Source organism: Helicobacter anatolicus (genome assembly GCF_021300615.1).
Lineage (GTDB): Bacteria > Campylobacterota > Campylobacteria > Campylobacterales > Helicobacteraceae > Helicobacter_H > Helicobacter_H anatolicus.
In genome coordinates this window covers 95,967-116,201 of sequence record NZ_JAJTMY010000003.1, presented here as the reverse complement: position 1 = coordinate 116,201, position 20,235 = coordinate 95,967, and the positions used below count along the sequence as shown (strand labels likewise).

Sequence of the window (20,235 nt, the reverse complement as noted above, 5' to 3'; positions counted from 1 at the left end):
AAATAAAAGTATGCACATAGTGCAAAACACAAAAAAATACTCCAGAAATACTTTTCCCATAAATTTTTGGTATCCCAATAATTATAAAAAATGTGAAAAATATTCATTGATTTTGCCAGCTTGTTTCTGTGCAGTGATAGGGCGAGGTTTGGTAATCTTGCGTAGTGATATTTTTTATATTTGGGTAAAAAAGTAAAAGATAAGTTTCTAAATTTTTATTCCAAGTTTTAATATAATCTTTGTTGGCATGACAAGAATTTAGTAGCATAAAAAAATCTTTTTCTTGTGTGAGTAGGGTAAAACTTTCAAAATGCACTAGAGAGTGTGCGGCTTCTTTATTAAGGTGGTGGATAAAATTGTATTTAGAAAAATAGGTAGCAGGATCTTTTGCATTGTGATGAGAGGGATAGGTGTTTTGCCCAAGAGAAGCAATAGTTTTTTGTAGTTTATCGATAGAGTATTGTAGTATTGCAACACTAAAATTAAGCATGATAAATAAGATAGCAAAAAAACAAAATAGATAAAATAGACTTTGTTGGTAGAATCTTGGTTTTGCTGGTAAAAAGAGTGAAGGATAAAGCTTTAGGCATTGCAAACAAGCATCTTGGTAATAATTTGTTCCAAGGAGTGTAGAGAGGGATTCTTGATTTATAGGAATGCTTTCATATTTTTGATCAGTATAGATGGTTTGCACCGATTCTTTTGTAAAGTTTTTTATAGTTTCTATAGCAAGAAGTAGATCAGAAGGGTTTTCATTTTTTTGCAATAAGATGATTTTTTGTTGGTAAAGGGCTACTAAAAAATTTTTGAAACAAAAAAGTGTATTATTGGTATATTTTTGATCTAATGCAAGAGGAAGAAAAAATTCAGGAATACTTGCATGAGAAATAGAATCTTGTGGAACTGCAGCGACTAGTAATTGATCTCTTGGGGTTTCATACCACACTAGGCTGTAATTTTTTTGAATATCGAGTAGATTTTTTTGCATGCAAGTAGCAAGGATAAAATCTCTTGTTTTTTGGTGAAATTCCAGCTGATTGGATTCTAGAAGAATAACTGTGCAGTTTGTATAGGAAATGATTTGTGGTAATTTTTGTTTTTTTGAAAAAAAAGAAGGCATAGAAACATTTCCTTATTTGATAATTATTTTCAAAATTTACTTAATTATATAATAAAAATTATTTTTTATAAATATTTTTTTAATATTTTACATATTTTTTAATTTTTATTTAAATTTTAAATAAATTTTTATTTTTTATATAATAATTTTATGTTATGCAATATTTATAAGTTTTTGTGACTTTATTTTTACAAGGTGCGAGTTTTGGGTAGTAGTATGATTTATTAATATAATAATTGTGGTTTTCAAGGAGATGTTATTCTTAAAAACAAAAGCAATGATGAATTAAGACTTATACAACAAAAACTTAATCAAGAAAGAATAAGAGGAAAAAGTAGATGGTGAGTAACTCCCAAACCTCGGGTAGCTCGTCCACGATTCCAAGAATCTTTAAGGCTTTTACAGGTATCCCATCTAACTCAACCAACAGAGTTACTTGATGGAATACTAGCAAAAAATAATAAAAGGAGAAAAAATGAGTGAAGCAATTATTATTATTGAATCTCCCAATAAGGTAGAAAAAGTAAAAAAATATAGTGGTTATGAAACTTTTGCCATAATTGGACATTTTATGAATTTAGTGAGTTTTGATGAAAACTTTAAAGCTAAATTTGTCTATGATGAAAAAAAAGAAAAAGAGTATTTTTTATTATATTGAGCGATGCAAAAATAAAGTTGTTTATATTGCCACAGATCCTGATCGTGAGGGTTATGCAATTGGAAAAATGTTTTTTGATAAAATTAAAAATGTTGCAAAAGAAGTGTATCGAGCAGAATTTCATGAAATTACTTTAAATGGAATTAAAAAAGGTTTAAAAGAAGCCAAACTCTTTGCAAATACTTCTTTTTCTTACTATGATTCTTTTTTAGGTAGAAGAGTGGGTGATTTATTAATCGGATTTAGCCTTTCTCCTTATTTATCCAACCAGCTTAAAATTAAAGGAATGAGTGCAGGAAGAGTGCAAACACCTGCTCTTTCAATTATTGTGGATAGAGAAAGAGAGATTTTAGAATTTAAATCTCTACCTAAAGAACAAAAAGTTAGTTATTGTTTAGAGGCTATTGGTTTTTTAAAAAATAAACAAGAGTTTTTATTAAAAAACAAGCAAAAGACTTGGTAAGACTTTTGCTAGATAGGGTTGAAGTATGTGGAATTATTGAAAGGTTGTTCCACCATCAATGACAATTGTTTGACCTGTGAGCCATCCACTTTGTGTTTTGTCACATAAGAAAAATGCCGCCCCTGCAAGATCTTCCGGATTTCCCATTCTTTTTAATGGAGACTGCTCTTCTACTTTTGCTTTTACTTCATCATAGTCTGGAAAAGCACGAAGTGCATCTGTATCAATTGGTCCACCACTTACAGCATTTACGCGGATATTAAATTCACCAAGTTCTGCTGCTGCGTATTTTACCATTGTTTCTACTGCATTTTTAGAGTTTCCATGTCCTGCGTAATTAGGCATATAAACAAGATTTCCTGTAGAACTTAAAGAAATAATTGCTCCACCACCTACTTCTTTCATTCTTTTTGCTGCTTCTTGTGCTCCTACAACAAAAGCTAAAACAGTAGCAGTATAGATATTATTTAATCCTTTAGGTTTTAAACGCATAAAAGGAGCAAATCCACCCACAACACTACGACCATAGATAATTGCATTAGAGATAAAAAAATCTACCCGATTGAAATCCTCATCAATTTGTTTGAAGAGATCTATATATTGTTCAGGTTCCAACACATTTAAGGGATAATATTTTGCTTTAATGTTGTATTTTTTACTCACATCCTCAGCAATTTTTCTTGCCTCTTCCTCATTTTTGTTGTAAGTAAAGGCAATATTTACACCATATTCTGCAAATCTATATAAAATTGCCTTACCAATCCCTCTTGTTGCTCCACTAATGACTAAAGTTTTTCCTTGCATATATTCTTTTGTTTTATTCATTATCTTAGCACCTCATATTTTTGTAAAGTTTTTTCAATCAGCTCCATATGTTCTTTTGTAGGAGCTAGAAGTGGCAGTCTATATTCTAGCGTATTTATTAAACCTGATAAATACATTGCCGCTTTTATAGGTATCGGATTGCTTTCGCAAAATAAAACTCTATTTATATCATAAAGTTCATTATTTATTGCTTTAGATTCTGATAATTTTCCAGAAAGTGCATAGTTAGTAAGGTTTGCAATTTTATCAGGCAATAAATTTCCTGTTACAGAAATTACACCTTTGCCCCCATTTGCTAAAATGGGATAATTTATAGAATCTTCCCCACTAAAAATTGCCAAATCGTTTGCATAAGTATTGAGTTCAATGATTGTATTCATTGAACCATTTGCTTCTTTGATAGCAAAAATATTTGTTACATCTTGAAAAAGCCTAATTGCAGTGTGAGATTCTATCTCAACACCTGTTCTACCAGGTACATTATAAAGCATTAGTGGTATTTCTACGCTATTTGCCACTGCTTTATAGTGTTGGTAAATCCCTTCTTGTGTGGGTTTATTATAATAAGGGCTAACACATAAAATTGCATCTGCTCCACATTTTTGTGCAAAAACTGCTAGTTCAATAGCTTCAGAGGTTGCATTGCTACCAGCACCTGCTAAGACTTTTACTCCTGTATTTTTGCAAGTTTCAACTGCAATTTCTATGCATTTTTTATGTTCATTATGGCTAAGAGTGGCGGATTCTCCCGTGGTTCCTACAGGGACGCATGCTTGCATGCCATACTTAATTTGTCTTTTGATGTTTTGAATATAAGTTTCTTCATCAATTTTGTTGTTTTTAAATGGGGTAATTAAAGCACTCATCGCACCATTAAATCCAGAACCCATCATTTCTCCTTTTGTGGCTTGAGAATTACGCTTGTAGATTGATTTAAAATGAGATATTTTTTTGCTACTGCACAAATATCTTCTTTGGTTAGTTTATCAAAATTTTCTTCATACTCTAAGAGGGGTTGTATACTTCCTCTAGCAAAATAACTTCCAAATAAATCTGCTACACCAGAAGCACTTTCAAGATTGTATAAAAATTCTGCCTTTGCATTAATTTTTAGTTTTTCTAATTCTTCATTGGAGACATTCCCCTGCTTAATTTCTTCTATAATTTTTAAGATTTCTTTTCTAATATTTTCTGCACTTACTCCTTGATTTGCCGCGGCAATAAACATAAAGATTCCCTCATCAATAAGATCCATATTATATCCATAGATTTGATTGACAAGGCGTTTTTTATCTACAAGTTCGCGATAAAGGAGACTACTTTTTCCGTTGCTAAGAAGCCCAGATAGCGCATTTAATGCAATTTGATCTTTATGTTTAAAGTTTGGAATTTTAAATCCAAAAGCTAACCACTCTACTTGTGTATCTTTATGGATTATTGCGCTTCTTTCACCATCTTGTTTGGGTTCTTTGCTAAAAAAATGCGGTAATGTTGTTTTGTTTTTGATCGTGGAAAAATATTTTTCTACTTTTTCAAAAACTTTATTAGCATCTACATCTCCTGCAACTAGTACAATAGCATTTTGTGGCTGATAGTATGTTTTGTGGAAAGCCTTAATATCATCAATTTTCCAATTTAAAATATCATCCATAAAGCCAATGGGAGTCCAGTGGTAGGGGTGATATATAAATGCTGTGTTGAAAAATCTAAAATAAAGCGTTCCTATAGGAGAATTGTCTGTTCGCCAGCGTCTTTCCTCAGCTACTACATCGCGTTCAGGTAGAAATTCTTCTTCTTTTAGCAAAAGATTCTGCATTACTTCAGCAAAAAGCTCTAGGGATTTATCAAGGTTTTGTGTGCTTGATTTGATATAATAATGTGTATAATCAAAGCCCGTGGAAGCATTATCAACCCCACCAAATTTTTTTACAATCTCATCAAATTCACCAGCCTTTAGATTTTGTGTAGATTTAAAGTTTAGATGCTCTAACATATGAGCAATTCCACTTTTTCCCATAAACTCATTTCTTGATCCAACTTTGTAAAATATACTAGTTTGTATCACGTTGCTCTGATTTTGCAAAGGAATAACAACAACTTCAAGACCATTTTCTAGTTTTCTGCTTTCATATTTTGGCAAATTGCTTGCAATACTCATACTTACAATCACTCCTAATAAAAATAAAATTTTTTTCATAAATTTGCACCTATTGCTTCTTTGATATTACTAAAACCATCTGCTTTTAGCAGTGTGGTTAATTCTTGATTGATATTTTTGCAAATACTAGGACCTTCAAAAATAAAACCTGTATATACTTGTACCAAACTTGCACCATGGAGGATTCTTTCATAAGCATCCATTGCACTACTAATCCCGCCTACGGCAATAAGGGTAGTTTCTTTGAAGAAGTTTTGCGCTAAAATTTTAAAAACCTCAGAGCTTTTTTGTCGTAATGCTGCACCACTAATTCCGCCAATATCTTTAGGGTTTTTGACCACACTATAATCAAGAGTGGTATTTGTTGCAATAATTCCACTAGCCCCCGTATCAATAGCTTTTTTGCATACTTGCAACATTGAATCTGTAGAAATATCTGGTGCTATTTTTAAAAATAAAGGTTTGTTTGTATATGTTCTTGCCATACTAAAAAGCTCTCCAACAAAGCTTTCGTTTTGTAAATCGCGCAAATTTAGTGTATTTGGTGATGAAAGATTGAAGACATAATAATCTCCAAGTGTTAAAAATTCTTGTAAAAGTTTCTCATAATCGCTTAATGCATCTTCTTGTTTAGTTTGTTTATTTTTTCCAAAATTGATACCAATGGGCAAGCAAAAAGGATAGGATTTTTTTAAACGCTCCTTAATTGCATCTGCACCATCATTATTAAATCCCATTGCATTTTGTATGCTTTTTTCCTCGATATGTCTAAAAAGTCTAGGTTTTGGATTCCCTGATTGTGGGAGTTTTGTGATTGTTCCAAGTTCTAAAAATCCAAATCCTAATGTAGCTAAGCCTTCTAGCATTCTAGCATTTTTGTCAAATCCAGCTGCAAGTCCAATGGGGTTGTTAAAAGGGATTCCGCATACTCTGTAATAAAGCATAGAATCTTGATAGTAAAATTTTTTTAGTAAAACATCTTGAATAATGGGTTTATTTGCAAAATGTGCCAAAAAATTTTCTGCAAGATTATGGATATTTTCTGCATCAAACTTAAATAAAAAATCTCGGAATCTCTGATACTTTAACATTTTACCCCTTTTATTTTTTTAATTTTACTTAAAAAGCTTTAATCTTAATCTATTTGGTAAATATATGTAATCTTTGCCATAACTTTAAAATTATAGATTAATGTCTACTCCATATTATAATACTGCCATCTTTTTTAATTGCATAAGTGTTATAGTTCTCTTTATAATCCCCTTGCTCCATTCCTGGGCTTCCAATTGGCATATTAGGCACAGAAAGACCAATAATATCATTTGGTTTTTGTTGAAGAAGTTTTTGAATATCTTCAGCAGGGATATGTCCTTCTAAAAAGTATCCTTCCACATAGCCTGTATGACAACTTTGCATATTTTCTGGAATATTATATTTGTTTTTATAATCATAAAAATTAGCTATCTTAACATCTCTTGTTTTAAAGCCATTCTTTTTAAGATAAGAACTCCATTTTGTGCAGCATTCACAAGTGGGGCTTTCATAGATTGTAATAGTTTGTGCAAAGAGTATAAAAGATAGAGCCAAATATAAAAAAAACTTTTTCATTTAACACCTCTAATTTCAAGACCAGTATGAATTATAACAAAAACAATGAATCATTTTTTTATTTTAAAAAGTAAAAAATGTGTAAAAAAGTAAATATTTATTTTAAAAAATGTATTTTATTAAAATAAAAAAATACATTTACTAATTTTTTGGGAATATTGGATTGATTTTTGCGAATAAGTGTTGAGGAGATAACTATGAGTAATAATATGATGTTGATTGGTATTTTAGTCCTTGGCATCTTATTTATTATTTTTGCAATTACAAGGCTTAAATTACACGCATTTTTGGCCTTGTCTTTAGCTAGTATTTTTGTAGGGATGCTAGCAGGTATTCCTTTGGACAAAATTGGAAATATTTTAGAAAAGGGTGTTGGTGGTACTTTGGGGTTTTTGGCTATTATTATAGGGTGTGGTGCGATTTTGGGAAAGATTTTGGAAATTAGCGGAGGGGCATTGGTTATTGCAAATTCTTTATTAAAACTACTGGGGCCAAAAAGAGCAGATATTGCAATGATGTTTGTAGGTTTTTTTGCTGGGATCGCTGTTTTTGTTGAAGTAGGTTTTGTTTTATTAGCCCCTTTAATTTTTGTTGTTGCTAGAGAAATGAAAATTTCATATATTAAAATAGGCATTGCATTGGCAACTTCCTTGATGTGTGTGCATTGTTTGGTACCACCACACCCTGCAGCAACAAGTGTGGTTCAAAAACTTGATGCGGATATGGCACAGGTTATTATGTGGAGTATTTTCATTGGATTAATTGCAGCATTTTTTGGAGGCATCTTTTATTTGTGCACTTTTTCTTTTAGGGAATCTGAGGTTGAGAGTTTTGGCCATACTTTTGAAGATTCAAAAAAACTTCCCAGTGTATTTGCAACATATTTTTGTGTACTTTTGCCTTTATTTTTGATGTTTAGTAAGGTATTTTTTAATAATACCTTTGTTGGTTTTATTAGTAATCCCATAGTTGCTCTACTTATTGGAGTGATGGCAAGTTGTTATCTTTTGGGTGTATTACAAGGTTTTAATATGGGCGATTTATTAATAAAAAGTGGAGATTCTTTTCGAGAAATTGCAGGGGTTTTATTAATTATTGGTGCTGGAGGTGCTTTTAATGAAGTGTTAATTGCAAGTGATATTGGTGAGGCATTAAAACAAGTTTTAAAAACCTCTGAGCTTAATCCTATATTTTTAGCATGGCTTATTGCTATTATTTTACATGTAAGTGTGGGGAGTGCAACAGTGGCAATGATTAGTGCAGCTGGAATTATCGGAACTCTTGACACAGGTGTTAGTAAAGAGGTTTTATGTTTAGCTATAGGAAGTGGGGCTATTGGTTTAACAATTGTGACAGATAGTTTATTTTGGTTGGTAAAAGAAACATTAAGATTGGACATGAAAGATATGTTTAAATATTTTACTGGTGCAACAACAATTGCTAGTGTTGTAGGTTTGGGTTTAAGCTTTGTTTTATCAAAATTTATTTAGGAGAAAATGATGGTATTAGAACAATTAAAAAGAATGGAAGAGTGTTTTTGGTTAAATAATGATTTGACAACAGATTTAAAAACAGAATTGGAGTCAAATGGTATTAGATATTCAGATATTGAGGATGCGCGAGCAAGACTTAATCGTTTTGCTCCTTTGCTTAAAAAGATTTTTCCTATCACGCAAAAAAGTAATGGAATTATTGAAAGTCCTTTGGAGTGTATAAATAATTTTAAGTCGGTTTTGGAAAAAAAAGAAGATGTAAAAATTAGTGGAGATGTTTATATTAAACTCGATTCTCATTTGCCTATTTCTGGATCTATTAAAGCAAGAGGAGGAATCTACGAGGTATTAAAGTATACAGAAGATTTGCTTTTGCAAAATAATTTATTGAGTTTAGATTCTGATTATAGCTTAATTGTCGATCATAAGGATTTTTTAAGTCAATATAAAATTGCTGTAGGATCCACAGGAAATCTTGGGCTTTCCATTGGTATTATGAGTGCAAAACTTGGTTATAGAGTAGAGGTGCATATGAGCAATGATGCAAAAGAGTGGAAGAAGCAAATGTTAAGAGAGCATGGTTGCAATGTGATTACTTATGAAAGTGATTATGGTAGAGCAGTAGAAGAAGGAAGAAAGAGTTCTGAAAATGATCCTTTTTGTTATTTTATCGATGATGAAAACTCAAAAAACCTTTTTTTGGGTTATAGTGTAGCTGCAAGGAGATTAAAAGGACAATTAGAAAGCTTTGATATTCAAATTGGTGAAAAAAGACCACTTTATGTTTATTTGCCTTGTGGTGTGGGTGGTGGACCTGGTGGTGTAGCATATGGTTTGAAAAGTGTATTTGGTGAACATGTTAAATGTTTTTTCGCAGAACCTACACATAGCCCTTGTATGATGTTGGGGCTTTTGACAAGACGACATGATGCTATAAGTGTCAATGATATAGGGTTGGATAATAAAACAGCAGCAGATGGTTTGGCAGTGGGGAGGGCATCTAAACTTGTTGGAAGAGTATTAGAACATATTATTGATGGTTGTTTTAGTGTTAGCGATTCTAATATGTATAAATATCTTACATTGATGGCTAAGACACAAGATATATTTTTAGAACCAAGTGCATTGGCTGGTGTTAAGGGTCTTGTTTTTAGTAAAGAGCTTGGCAATATCCATCCTAATGCTTTGCATTTGATATGGGCTACTGGTGGCAGCATGGTGCCACCAGTAGAAATGGAAAAGTTTTTAAAAGAGGGTGAAAAATATCTTTAATAAAATGACAGAAAAGGAGGGGCAATAAATTTGATAATATAAAATTTTAGTTTATATACGCTTTTACTAATTGGTATATTTATTATTGAGTATATGATAGATTTTATGAAAAATAAATAGAAAAGGCTGGCAGCTTTGGTTGGGCTGTCACAAATTTTGATTTGTTTTTTTAAAGATCCTGAAATTTAAAATTGCTAAGAAGACTAGAAGCTTTTTTAAAATACTATAAGTTTTATTTTGAATTATTTGGTAGATGTGGGTTTATTATAAATAGCAATTAGTAATAATCATTTGTTTAATCAAGAATATAAATTACTAGAAAAATAAAAGTAATGATATATAATTCTACCATCATTTAAGATGGTAGATAAGATTATTTTTTCATCCCTACTTGTATCATTTTTCTTCTTAAGTAAGCAATCTTGCTTTGTAATGGTAACTCTTTTGGGCAAGTATCATGACAAGCAATTAAACTCATACAACCAAATACACCATCATCATTGCCTACTAGCTCATAAAAATCTTCATCACTTCTTTTATCGTGCGGATCAATCATAAATCTTACAATACGATTCATTCCTGCTGCACCAATAAAGTCCTCACGCATAAGTTTTGTAGCACAGCTGGCAATACAGCATCCACATTCTATGCATCTATCAAGCTCAAAAACCTCTTGGGCTACATCGGGATCAACTTTTTCTTCTACTTTGCTAATATCCACAGGGGTGTTGCTATGAATCCAGCTTTCTACTTTTTTTGTCATTCCTGCAAACCATTCCCCGGTATTTACACTCAAATCCTTGATAAGTTTAAATGCAGGTAGTGGCATAAGAGTAATTACTCCTTCTGCAAAATCTTGTGTTAGAGTTTTGCAAGCAAGACGCGGACGACCATTGATCATCATTCCGCAACTTCCACAGATTCCTGCACGACAGACAAAATCAAAGCTAAGATCCGGATCAAATTTTTCTCTAATCATATTAAGTGCAATAAAAATTGTCATAGAATGTGCTTCTTGCAATTTATATTCTTTAAAATGAGGTTTAGAAATTGCACTCTGTGGATCAAATTTTAAAACTCTTATTGTAATTATTCTTCCTTCGTTTTGTGGGGCGCTCATTATTTATCTCCTAATCTTTGATTTTTTACTTTATATTCTGGGTGTAGATCAAATGGCATTAATGCTTCTTGTAAGGTATAGCGATCCCCGCCATTTTCTTCGTTTCGCTTCGTGATTTCTGCGATTTCTGCATCACGCTTTTCTTTGTCAGGATGAGGAATAAAGTTTCCTTTCGCACCATAACCTCTCCAATCAGGTGTAATTTCCATGCTCATTACATCAAGTTCTTCGTATTCTAGTGTTGGTAATGTCTGATTAGGATCGCTCCATGAAGCAAGTGTTCTTTTTAACCAGTTTGCATCATCGCGCTTAGGATAGTCAATGCGTGTATGTGCACCTCTAGATTCTGTACGATTTAGTGCTCCTTTGGCAACGCATAGTGCTAGTTTTAGCATTTTTGGAACACGATAAGCATCTTCTAGTTCAGGATTGCTATGAAGTTTTTTATTTTTTACTTGAATATTTTTGGTTTTTTTATAAAGTTCTTCGAGTTCTGTGAGTGCTTCTTGTAGTCCTTCACCATCTCTAAAAACCCCTACTTTATCGTCCATGATTTCTTTCATTCTACTTTTAATTTTATAAACATCTTCTGTTCCATTATTATTGATTAGGGATTGAAGATATTGTTCTTGTTTCGTAATAAAATGCTCGATGGTTTGTGTGTTTATATCAAGATTTGCACCTTCGCAATGTTGAGCAAAATAATCTCCAATGATCATTCCTGCAACTGCTGCTTCGCTCACAGAATTTCCGCCAAGTCGATTAAATCCATGTAGATCCCAGCAACTTGCCTCGCCTGCACAAAATAGTCCTTTTAGATGTGTTTCACCTTTATAGTTTGTGCGCACTCCACCCATAGAGTAGTGTTGCATTGGGCGAATGGGCACCCATTTTTCTGCAGGATCAAGTCCAGCAAAAGTGATTGCGATATCTTGTACATCGCGTAAGTTTCTTTCTATATGTTCGCGTCCTAAAATTGCAATATCAAGCCAAACATGTTTTCCATAAGGAGAATCTACTCCCTTGCCACTTTTTATATGCTCTAAGATTCTGCGGCTTACAACATCGCGACTTGCTAATTCTTTTTTTTCTGGTTCATAATCTGGCATAAAGCGATAACCATCTTTATCTCTAAGTACACCACCATCACCACGACAACCTTCAGTCATTAAGATTCCACTTGGTACAAGACAAGTGGGGTGAAATTGCACCGCTTCCATGTTGCCAAGCTTTGCAATTCCTGTTTCCATCGCAACAGCAATACCGATACCTTCGCAAATTACTGCATTTGTTGTATTTGCATAAATTCTCCCATATCCTCCAGTTGCAAGTAGTGTTCCTTTAGATACATAAGCAGAAACTTCGCCACTAATAAGATCTCTTACTACCGCACCATAACAGCGATTATTTTCGTGAATAATTGCAATAACTTCTTTTCTATCTTGAATATCCACTCCATGTTTATATGCTTCATTAGCTACTGCATAAAGCATTGTGTGACCTGTAGCATCAGCAGTAAAACAAGTTCTCCATTTTTTTGTTCCACCAAAATCCCTACTTTGGATATAACCTTCTTTTTCTTTTTCTTCTGTGATGGTAACATGTTCACCATTAATTACGGCATTTCTATCACCAGCTTTGATTCTTGTCCAAGGCACACCAAAGCTTGCCAACTCTCTAATGGCTTTTGGAGCAGTAGTAACAAACATGCGCGCTACTTTTTGATCACAGCCCCAATCACTTCCTTTTACTGTATCCATAAAGTGCAAATCTTCATTATCGCCTTCGCTCATTTTCCCATTCCCAAGACTTGCTTGCATCCCGCCTTGTGCTGCTGCAGAGTGACTTCTTCGCACGGGAACCAGGCTTAAAACTATAGTGTTTAATCCTTTTTTTCTTGCTGATACAGAGGCTCTTAATCCTGCCAAACCACCTCCAATGATTAATGCATCACAATAAGTAATTTTCATTTAGAATCCTTTTCCATATTTTAGAGTATCAATAGCTTTATAAAATTCAATAGCTGCTTTTTCTTGTTGTAAGCCAATTTTCACATAAGCTGCAAATGTAAAAAGGCCCAAGACGATAAAAAATGTACTCATTGCCCATTTAATCATCCTGAGGTTTTTTAATCCTATTTTTTCAAACCATCCCCATTTTATACAAAGACGATAAAGTCCGATAGACCCATGCAGTTCTACAGCAAATAGTAATACAATATAAAGAATCCAAAAATGTTGGTGCACAAAGCGATAAGCAGAACTATTTGGCCCTATAGTATCTGGCTGTGTAAGCATAATGAATAAATGCACACTAGCAAGAAAAAATAATACAAACCCTGTCCCCGCTTGTATAAACCAAAGGCTAGTATCACTATGTTTCATTAAGTGTTTATGCGTTTTTAGGATTTTAAATTGTCTATAGTTAATAGGAAACTTTCTCAATGCTAAAAATGCATGTGCTACAAATGCAATGATTACAATAGCAGCTACGATACTTACCAAAAAGGGTTGATTTTCTGAAAGAAACATGCTGCCTTCAAAAAACTTTGCAACCTTATACATCACTTCTTCGCCAAGCAAAATACTTGAAACAAAAAACATGTGAATAATCATAAAAATACCCAAAAAAAGCCCCGTAGCACTTTGCAAAAAATCAAGTTTTGCAGGTAGTTTACTACGTTTTCTCTCTGGAGTTATGCCAAGATAACCCTCTATAATATTATTGTCTTGCATACACTATCTCCTTTTGCAGTTTTTATTTAATTATAAGTTTTTTTTAAAAAACAGATGACAACAAATTATAATCTTTGATGCTATTTGTAATCATACAATTTAAAACTAACAAATCCTATACAAAATGAAAAATAGTAAAAAAAATATTTACTTAGATTTAAATTTTCCCGATAAAAATTTATTTTTTAGATTGAGGTTTTATAAAACTGTTATATTTATATTATTGATAATCTAAAAAGATTGATAAAATCAAATTTATATAAAAAATACAGACGATAGGGATGTGTTGTAGAGTTATGGTGAATATTATCTTGAAAAATACTAAAAAAACAATTAGTTTTGCTCTAAGTACTATAGGACATGAAAAAGTAAAACCATAAGCGGAATTTACTTTTGATAGGAGGCTATGACTAAAGATAGTAAATTAAAAAAATGCTTGTAAAATAATTAAATATAATTTTTAATCAAACTGAGATCTTTTTGATCAATAATGATATTTGCATATTCTTTTAAAATAGGTTTGGCGCAAAAAGCAATACGTGTTTTGGCGTATTGAAACATACTTATATCATTAGCTCCATCTCCTACTACAAGTGTATTTTCTTCCGTAATGTTAAAAATTTCTTGTAATTTTTTTAATAAGATTCCTTTACTATCATTAAACATCATAGAGCCACCAACAAATCCTGTTAAGATTCCATTTTTATGATGAAGAGTATTTGCAAAAGTAGCATGGATATGGATTTTTTCCTTTAGCACCTCTGTGGCAATATCAAATCCTCCAGAAAAACATACACAATAATATCCTTTATCTTTGAGGACGGAGATGATTTCTTCTGCTCCCTTAATTAGTGGGAGGTTCTGACATATTTTTTTGGCTAGTTGATAATCTAGTCCCTTCAGTAGCATTACACGCTCAATTAGACTTTCAAAAAAATCCATTTCACCCTCCATGGCTTTTTTTGTAATATTGTGCATTTTTTCTTCCAGGGATAGTTCTTTGGCAAGAAATCCCAAAGTTTCACCATCCATTAATGTTGAATCAAAATCAAAAACTGCTAGTTTTGGTATTTTTTTCTCCATCTTTATTCCTTTATTTTTGGTAAAGAATTTAAACAAATATATTTTGGGTCTTTTATTCCATCAATTTGTGCAATGTTGTTGAGAATTTCATAATTTAGGGATTCTTCTATATCAAGCATCATTAAAGATATTCCATTTTCTCCTTGTATTACACTCATGTGATTGATATTAATTTGATGTTCATCTCCTAGGATTTGTGCAATCTTTGCAATCATTGAGGGTTGATTTTTATGAGGAATAAGGAGCGTGTGTTTTTGGAGATTGAAACTTGTATCATATTGATTAATTTTTAAAATTTTTGGAATTCCTGCAATAATACCTACGCTAATACTATGTTCTTGTGTAGCTCCTCTTACTTGGATACTAAGGAGGTTTGGAAAGTTGCATGGAGCACTAGATTGTAATGTAGTACAATTAATTCCATATTGTTTGGCAAATAATGGCGCATTGACAAAGTTTACATTTTCAATTTTATGGTCTAAAATACCCTTTAAAATCGCGATTTCAAGGGGTTCTAGATTTTTTTGCGCAAGTAGACCTTGTGCGATAATGGTGATAGTATTGATTTTTTCAGTCATAATTTGTGCGATAAAATTTCCAGCATTTTGTGCAAGAAGCATGTAGTTTTTTACAGGTTCTAGTTTTTCAATTTTCAAAGAAGGGATATTGATTGCAGATTCTGCATATCCCCCGTTTAAGACAGATTTGATTTGTTCAGCTACATCGATTGCTACATTAGTTTGTGCTTCTTGTGTGCTAGCACCTAAATGTGGAGTGAGTACGACATTTTTGCAATCACATAAAGGAAAATTTGCAACATCAGGCTCATTTTCATACACATCTAATGCTGCCCCGCCGATATGATCAGACATAATAGCTTCTTTTAGTGCCACTTCATCAATAATTCCCCCTCGACTTGCATTGATGATAAAAGCACCTTTTTTCATGATTTTTAATGTATCTTTATTGATCATATGAGTGGTTTCTTTGGTTTTTGGTACATGGAATGTAAAATAATCACAAACTTTTAAAAAACTTTCTAGATCTTCATAAAACCGCCCTTGATGGCTTTCTACAATTTCTTTGGTACTATAGGGGTCAAATACACAAAGTGACATTCCTAGTGTAGTGGCAACTTTTCCTACATGTTTACCAATTCTTCCAAAGCCTACAATTCCTAGTGTTTTTCCATAAAGCTCTCTACCAACAAAGCTTGATCGATCCCATTTTTTATCAAGAATAATAGAATTGTTTGCAGGGACAATATTTCTTGTAAGTGCAAAAATAAGTGCTAAAGTATGTTCAGCAGCTGCAATGGTATTTCCATCAGGAGAATTTGTTACAATGATACCTTTTTGTGTGGCTGCTTCAAGGTCGATATTATCGACACCAACTCCAGCGCGCCCTATAATTTTTAGTTTGCTTTTTTCAATAATATTTTTTGTAACTTTGGTTTGGCTTCTTACCATCAGTGCATCATAATTTTCAATAATTTTCATTAATTCATCTTCATTCATAGATGGTAAAAAATCTACTTCCCCTACTTCTGCTAATATATCTTTTACACAAGTATTAATAGAATCTGTAACTAGAATTTTCATTTGTTCTCCTTGTTTAGCTCTTTGATGATTGTGTTAACACCATTTCCTAGTGAAAAATTATGACCTAATTTATAAAGCGTGGCTTCAAGTGCAGAAATTGCGGCGATAAGATCTCTTTGGCAAATAAAGCCTAATGTTCCAATACGAAAGATTTTATCCTCCAAGACCCCCTGTCCATTTGCTACTAAAATATCAAAATCTTCTTTAAGTGTTTTTCTAATCATAGGGACTGGAATATTTTTTGGAGGATAGATAGAGGTAATTGCATAGCTTGCGTTGCAATCATCTTTAATAAAAAGATCAAGATTTATTGCACGAAGTGCTTTACGCAGAGCAAGAGCGTATTTTTGGTGTCTAGTATTAATATTCTCAATACCTTCTTCTTTGATAAGTTGGAGGGCTTTATGTAATCCAAAAATAAGATTTACTGCAGGGGTAAAGGGTGTGGTATTTTTATCAAGAGAGGCTTTGTGGTTTTTCCAATCAAAATAAAAACTTGGATATAAGCAAGATTCTCTTAAATGCATAGCTTTTTTACTTGCTGCTAAAAAGGCAAGTCCTGGGGGAAGCATAAAACCTTTTTGTGAGCCTGATACAAGCACATCAATTCCCCATTCATCCATTTTGCAAGGCATAGCACAAAGGCTTGTAATTCCATCTACTATGCTAATAGCATTGGTTTTTTGTATGATGGAACAAAGAGTTTTGATATCATTGGCAGCGCCTGTAGAGGTTTCGCTATGAGTGAGGGTGACTGCTTTTGTATCAGGATGATTTTTTAATGCAAGCTCTAGCATTTCTTGTGTGATAACCTCCCCATGATTTACCTGTAAAATTTCTACAATGGCTCCTCTAGATTTTGCAATCTTAACCCATCGTTCTCCAAAGTTTCCAATCACAAGACAAAGGATTTTATCATTTGGGTTGATAATATTTTCAAGGGCTGCACACATTGCACCTGTACCACTTGCAGCATAGATAAAAACATCATTTTTGGTTTGAAAAACATATTTCAAATCTTCGAAAACTTCTTGCATAATTTGAGAAAACTCTGGGCTTCTATGTCCGATAGGATGCTTAGAAATTTCTTGCAAGACACTTTGGGGAACTGGCGTGGGACCTGGGATCATTAAAAAAGTTTTTTCTTTCATTGGGGCTCCAAAAAATAAATAATATTTCATTCTATTATTAATTAATTAATAAAGATATTATTTAGAATCTTAAGCGTATACCTCCATTGATTTGCGTGGTCGTAGGAATGACTTGAGAATCAAGATGCGTATTTAGAAGGTTAAAAAGCATAAATACATTATTTGTAATACCAATTTCTGTTGTAAAGTCTATTTCATTTTGTCGATGGTGCGTTCCAAATGAGGTGGTACCATAAGTAAGAGAAAAGGTAAATTGTTGGAATTTTGCATTAAGACTTCCATAAAAAAGATTGGCATTTTTTTGTGTGCGTATTGCTTTGCCTCCCCAGACAAAAAATGGAGTAATGGTGTCACCTAAGATATTTAAATTCCCCATACCAGAATCTTTACTTGTGTGGATATATCCTATTTTAAAACTTAGATATTCTTTATAGTTGATAAAAGCATTTGTGTCAATTACATAAGCATTTTTGGTATTGGATGAGTGTTGGATGCTATAGGTCGCACCAAATTCTCCGCCAATTTTTAGATTCCAAACATTGAATAGAGCATTAATTCTTGTGCCAAATGCAGTAAAAACATTAGGTGCAAAGTAGCTATAAGCTTTGAGAGATAATAATTCATCAAAAATATCATATTTTATTCCGAGATTTGCAATTCCAAAGAGGCTAAGGGAATTGATTTCTCTAAAATCTGTCATTTGATAGTAATCAATTCTTCCATAAGTTTTTGCCCAAAATGCCTCAATAAGGAGTTTGTTAATTGTTTTGTTACGAAACCAAAAACCATCAGAGAGCATATTGCTCCATTCATTTGCTAAATAAATCCGCCCTAATTTAATGTTAGTGTCTCCATCAAAATACTCTAAAAAACTTTCTCCAATTGCGGCTTGATTGCGATTAAAAAAATCTTTTTGGGAATCTGTATTGCCTGTGGGTAGTAGTAATTTTGTATGATGATTATAGATAGGGAGAGCTGCAGCAAAACTAATAGCAGCGCGTACATTTTTATAGAATCCAGAGGTATAGCCTAAGCGAACATTTCCTAAAATATAGCCTGTATTTCCTAGATACGCGTAGGTAGAAAGATTATTTGGTGTAATAATGCTAGAGCTTTTAGAGCTTAGTTTTTGATAGTCTCCAAATAAAATAATATCGCCCTTTGTAACACCATTTTTTAGAGCCTCGTCGATATTGTCATAAGCAAAAGCATGTATAAAAAGTAAAAAAATGGAAAAAAATTTTAATTTTTGAAACATTAAAATCCTTATAGCCAGAGATTATCAATTAGTCTTGTATTACCTACTTTTGCTGCAATAAGCACCAAGGAGTTATTAGGTTGTATAGTAGAGATTTCCTGAAGATTATAATCTGTGATGGCAAGATAATCTAGTGTAATATTTTTTAGTATTTGTTTTGCACTTTTAATAAGAGTTTTTGTGTCCTCTGTGCCATTATTGATAAGTTCTTTGATATATTGAAGACTTTGTGGAATCTCTAGTGCATGTTGTCTTTGTGTAGCTGATAGATAAATATTTCTTGAGCTAAGTGCTAGACCATCAGTGTCTCTAATTGTTGGACAAGGAATAATTTTTAGTGGTAAAAATGTATCTTTTACTAATCGTTTAATAATGAGAAGTTGTTGCGCATCTTTTTGTCCAAAGTATGCAAAATGCGGTTGAATGAGATGAAAGAGTTTTAATACAATTTGTAAAACTCCATCAAAATGTCCATCACGGATAAAACCTTCAAAGATATAGCCCATATTTTTAGGTGGATGTAGCGTGATTTCATCATTATTGGGATACATTTCTGTAATTTCAGGGGCAAAAACTGCACTCACACCACAAGATTTAGCAATTTCGCAATCTTTTTGCAAGGTGCGTGGATATTTTTCAAAATCTTCTGTAGGACCAAATTGTGTAGGATTGACAAAAATACTTAAAATTGTGTGTGAATTATTAGCCACAGATCGTTGGATTAGGCTTTGATGTCCTTTGTGGAGTGCACCCATTGTTGGGACTAGCCCAACATTGCTATTGGATGGAAGAGACCTTCTATAAGATATTAATTCCTCTACATTTTTTAGGATTTGCATTTTTCTATCTCCTTGTAAATATTCTCTACCACTGATTTTGGAGAATCATGTTTATAAATTGGACGTCCTATAACAATAAAATCTGATTTGTTTTTGAAAGCATCAAGGATTGTCCCCACTCTTTTTTGATCATTATTATCTTCGTTAAAAGGGCGGATTCCTGGAGTAAGTGTGATAAAAGAATTTGTAGTGTGTTTTTTGATTTCTAGGCTTTCAAAAACAGAGCAAACTATTCCATCTAATGCGCTTTGATAAGCTAGTGTAGCGAGATTTATAGCTTGATCTTGAATATTTTTGTGATAGATGGTTTGAAAATCTTCATTACTAAAGCTTGTGAGTGCAGTAACACCCAAAACAAGGGGTCGTTTTTTTAGTGGAGCCAGTCTTTCCATTATTGTTTGCATTGCATTTTTTCCACTACTTGTATGGATTGTGATCATGTCTACACCAAGATTTGCGCATTCAAAAGCCGCATCTGCCATTGTATTTGGTATGTCATAGAGTTTTAGATCTAAAAATATCTTAAAATCAGGATTAATAGTCTTAATGGATTCTAAAAAAGGAATACCATCACGGATAAAACTTCTTAAACCTACTTTTACCCAGAGCTTGGGGAAAATTTTGAGCGTATTAAGTAATGTGAGATTTTGTTCTTTGGTACTGAGATCTAGGGCGAGGCAAAGTTCCATTCTACTCCTTTATAATAAAAGAAATATTGCTTATTTTTGATGACCTTGAGTTTAAGAAAGCCATAAAGCATATTGCAATAGTTAAAATAATTTTATGATACTTTAATTTTACAGGAAATGTAAAAAATTCCCAAATAATACCTAAAAAAGTCAGGATTGCAA

17 protein-coding genes and 1 pseudogene are annotated in these 20,235 nt (G+C 32.6%); 3 read left to right on the top strand and 15 right to left on the bottom strand.

All coding sequences use genetic code 11. From position 1 onward, the window contains the following. Positions 1–103: 103 nt before the first annotated feature. Positions 104–1,120 carry a hypothetical protein gene (locus tag LW133_RS04875; protein ID WP_233077111.1) on the bottom strand — a complete coding sequence of 339 codons (1,017 nt, stop codon included), beginning with the start codon at positions 1,118–1,120 and terminating at the stop codon, positions 104–106. Between the two features lie 475 nt (positions 1,121–1,595). Here LW133_RS04875 and LW133_RS04870 point away from each other — a divergent pair. Then, positions 1,596–2,181: pseudogene (locus LW133_RS04870) on the top strand (toprim domain-containing protein); the annotation flags it as partial. 93 nt (positions 2,182–2,274) lie between these two features. Here LW133_RS04870 and LW133_RS04865 read toward each other — a convergent pair. From LW133_RS04865 to LW133_RS04845, 5 genes are all read right to left on the bottom strand, one after another. Further along, entirely contained in the window at positions 2,275–3,045 is a 771-nt protein-coding gene (locus tag LW133_RS04865; protein WP_408610464.1) for an enoyl-ACP reductase, read from the bottom strand. Positions 3,046–3,065: 20 nt separating this feature from the next. Beyond that, on the bottom strand, positions 3,066–3,956 hold the full coding sequence (gene dapA / locus LW133_RS04860; RefSeq protein ID WP_233077109.1) for a 4-hydroxy-tetrahydrodipicolinate synthase: 891 nt from the start codon (positions 3,954–3,956) through the stop codon (positions 3,066–3,068). Next, positions 3,956–5,263 (bottom strand): M16 family metallopeptidase, encoded by a 1,308-nt coding sequence (locus LW133_RS04855; RefSeq protein WP_233077108.1) that lies wholly within the window; start codon positions 5,261–5,263, stop codon positions 3,956–3,958. The genes dapA and LW133_RS04855 overlap by 1 nt, the downstream gene beginning before the upstream one ends. Further along, entirely contained in the window at positions 5,260–6,315 is a 1,056-nt protein-coding gene (locus LW133_RS04850; RefSeq protein WP_233077107.1) for a quinone-dependent dihydroorotate dehydrogenase, read from the bottom strand. The genes LW133_RS04855 and LW133_RS04850 overlap by 4 nt, the downstream gene beginning before the upstream one ends. A 97-nt stretch (positions 6,316–6,412) precedes the next feature. Next, positions 6,413–6,832, bottom strand: a complete 420-nt coding sequence (locus LW133_RS04845) for a DUF411 domain-containing protein (RefSeq protein WP_233077106.1) — start codon at positions 6,830–6,832, stop codon at positions 6,413–6,415. 197 nt (positions 6,833–7,029) lie between these two features. Here LW133_RS04845 and LW133_RS04840 point away from each other — a divergent pair, with 197 nt between their 5' ends. Both LW133_RS04840 and LW133_RS04835 read left to right on the top strand, forming a co-directional pair. Next, positions 7,030–8,322: a GntT/GntP/DsdX family permease gene (locus tag LW133_RS04840; RefSeq protein ID WP_233077105.1), complete on the top strand. Its 1,293-nt coding sequence runs from the start codon at positions 7,030–7,032 to the stop codon at positions 8,320–8,322. Positions 8,323–8,328: 6 nt separating this feature from the next. Further along, complete coding sequence (locus tag LW133_RS04835; RefSeq protein ID WP_233077104.1) at positions 8,329–9,597, top strand: D-serine ammonia-lyase; 1,269 nt, start codon at positions 8,329–8,331, stop codon at positions 9,595–9,597. 373 nt (positions 9,598–9,970) lie between these two features. Here LW133_RS04835 and LW133_RS04830 read toward each other — a convergent pair whose 3' ends face one another. The 9 genes from LW133_RS04830 to pyrF all read right to left on the bottom strand — a co-directional run bounded on the left by LW133_RS04830 (position 9,971) and on the right by pyrF (position 20,073). Continuing rightward, the gene (locus LW133_RS04830; protein ID WP_233037889.1) at positions 9,971–10,717 is read right to left on the bottom strand and encodes a fumarate reductase iron-sulfur subunit; all 747 of its coding nucleotides are present in this window, start codon (positions 10,715–10,717) and stop codon (positions 9,971–9,973) included. Continuing rightward, positions 10,717–12,687, bottom strand: a complete 1,971-nt coding sequence (locus LW133_RS04825) for a fumarate reductase flavoprotein subunit (protein ID WP_233077103.1) — start codon at positions 12,685–12,687, stop codon at positions 10,717–10,719. Before LW133_RS04825 ends, LW133_RS04830 begins: the two co-directional genes overlap by 1 nt. Beyond that, a complete protein-coding gene (locus LW133_RS04820) occupies positions 12,688–13,452 on the bottom strand; it encodes a fumarate reductase cytochrome b subunit (RefSeq protein WP_233077102.1) in 765 nt (254 codons plus the stop codon). It abuts the gene before it with no gap. 447 nt (positions 13,453–13,899) lie between these two features. Then, entirely contained in the window at positions 13,900–14,535 is a 636-nt protein-coding gene (gene serB / locus LW133_RS04815) for a phosphoserine phosphatase SerB (RefSeq protein ID WP_233077101.1), read from the bottom strand. Between the two features lie 2 nt (positions 14,536–14,537). Further along, positions 14,538–16,136, bottom strand: a complete 1,599-nt coding sequence (gene serA, locus LW133_RS04810) for a phosphoglycerate dehydrogenase (protein ID WP_233077100.1) — start codon at positions 16,134–16,136, stop codon at positions 14,538–14,540. Beyond that, positions 16,133–17,287: a pyridoxal-phosphate-dependent aminotransferase family protein gene (locus tag LW133_RS04805; protein ID WP_233077099.1), complete on the bottom strand. Its 1,155-nt coding sequence runs from the start codon at positions 17,285–17,287 to the stop codon at positions 16,133–16,135. Before LW133_RS04805 ends, serA begins: the two co-directional genes overlap by 4 nt. Positions 17,288–17,348: 61 nt before the next feature. Further along, on the bottom strand, positions 17,349–18,545 hold the full coding sequence (locus LW133_RS04800; protein ID WP_233077098.1) for an Opr family porin: 1,197 nt from the start codon (positions 18,543–18,545) through the stop codon (positions 17,349–17,351). 8 nt (positions 18,546–18,553) lie between these two features. Then, entirely contained in the window at positions 18,554–19,384 is an 831-nt protein-coding gene (panC, locus tag LW133_RS04795; RefSeq protein WP_233077097.1) for a pantoate--beta-alanine ligase, read from the bottom strand. Continuing rightward, on the bottom strand, positions 19,372–20,073 hold the full coding sequence (gene pyrF / locus LW133_RS04790) for an orotidine-5'-phosphate decarboxylase (protein WP_233077096.1): 702 nt from the start codon (positions 20,071–20,073) through the stop codon (positions 19,372–19,374). The genes panC and pyrF overlap by 13 nt, the downstream gene beginning before the upstream one ends. Between the last annotated feature and the right edge of the window lie 162 nt (positions 20,074–20,235).

Excerpts from the sequence above, each read along its gene's own strand:
- LW133_RS04875 (WP_233077111.1), bottom strand. The coding sequence starts at position 1,120 with ATGCCTTCTTTTTTTTCAAAAAAACAAAAATTACCACAAATCATTTCC.
- LW133_RS04865 (WP_408610464.1), bottom strand. The coding sequence starts at position 3,045 with ATGCAAGGAAAAACTTTAGTCATTAGTGGAGCAACAAGAGGGATTGGT.
- dapA (WP_233077109.1), bottom strand. The coding sequence starts at position 3,956 with ATGGGTTCTGGATTTAATGGTGCGATGAGTGCTTTAATTACCCCATTT.
- LW133_RS04855 (WP_233077108.1), bottom strand. The coding sequence starts at position 5,263 with ATGAAAAAAATTTTATTTTTATTAGGAGTGATTGTAAGTATGAGTATT.
- LW133_RS04850 (WP_233077107.1), bottom strand. The coding sequence starts at position 6,315 with ATGTTAAAGTATCAGAGATTCCGAGATTTTTTATTTAAGTTTGATGCA.
- LW133_RS04845 (WP_233077106.1), bottom strand. The coding sequence starts at position 6,832 with ATGAAAAAGTTTTTTTTATATTTGGCTCTATCTTTTATACTCTTTGCA.
- LW133_RS04840 (WP_233077105.1), top strand. The coding sequence starts at position 7,030 with ATGAGTAATAATATGATGTTGATTGGTATTTTAGTCCTTGGCATCTTA.
- LW133_RS04835 (WP_233077104.1), top strand. The coding sequence starts at position 8,329 with ATGATGGTATTAGAACAATTAAAAAGAATGGAAGAGTGTTTTTGGTTA.
- LW133_RS04830 (WP_233037889.1), bottom strand. The coding sequence starts at position 10,717 with ATGAGCGCCCCACAAAACGAAGGAAGAATAATTACAATAAGAGTTTTA.
- LW133_RS04825 (WP_233077103.1), bottom strand. The coding sequence starts at position 12,687 with ATGAAAATTACTTATTGTGATGCATTAATCATTGGAGGTGGTTTGGCA.
- LW133_RS04820 (WP_233077102.1), bottom strand. The coding sequence starts at position 13,452 with ATGCAAGACAATAATATTATAGAGGGTTATCTTGGCATAACTCCAGAG.
- serB (WP_233077101.1), bottom strand. The coding sequence starts at position 14,535 with ATGGAGAAAAAAATACCAAAACTAGCAGTTTTTGATTTTGATTCAACA.
- serA (WP_233077100.1), bottom strand. The coding sequence starts at position 16,136 with ATGAAAATTCTAGTTACAGATTCTATTAATACTTGTGTAAAAGATATA.
- LW133_RS04805 (WP_233077099.1), bottom strand. The coding sequence starts at position 17,287 with ATGAAAGAAAAAACTTTTTTAATGATCCCAGGTCCCACGCCAGTTCCC.
- LW133_RS04800 (WP_233077098.1), bottom strand. The coding sequence starts at position 18,545 with ATGTTTCAAAAATTAAAATTTTTTTCCATTTTTTTACTTTTTATACAT.
- panC (WP_233077097.1), bottom strand. The coding sequence starts at position 19,384 with ATGCAAATCCTAAAAAATGTAGAGGAATTAATATCTTATAGAAGGTCT.
- pyrF (WP_233077096.1), bottom strand. The coding sequence starts at position 20,073 with ATGGAACTTTGCCTCGCCCTAGATCTCAGTACCAAAGAACAAAATCTC.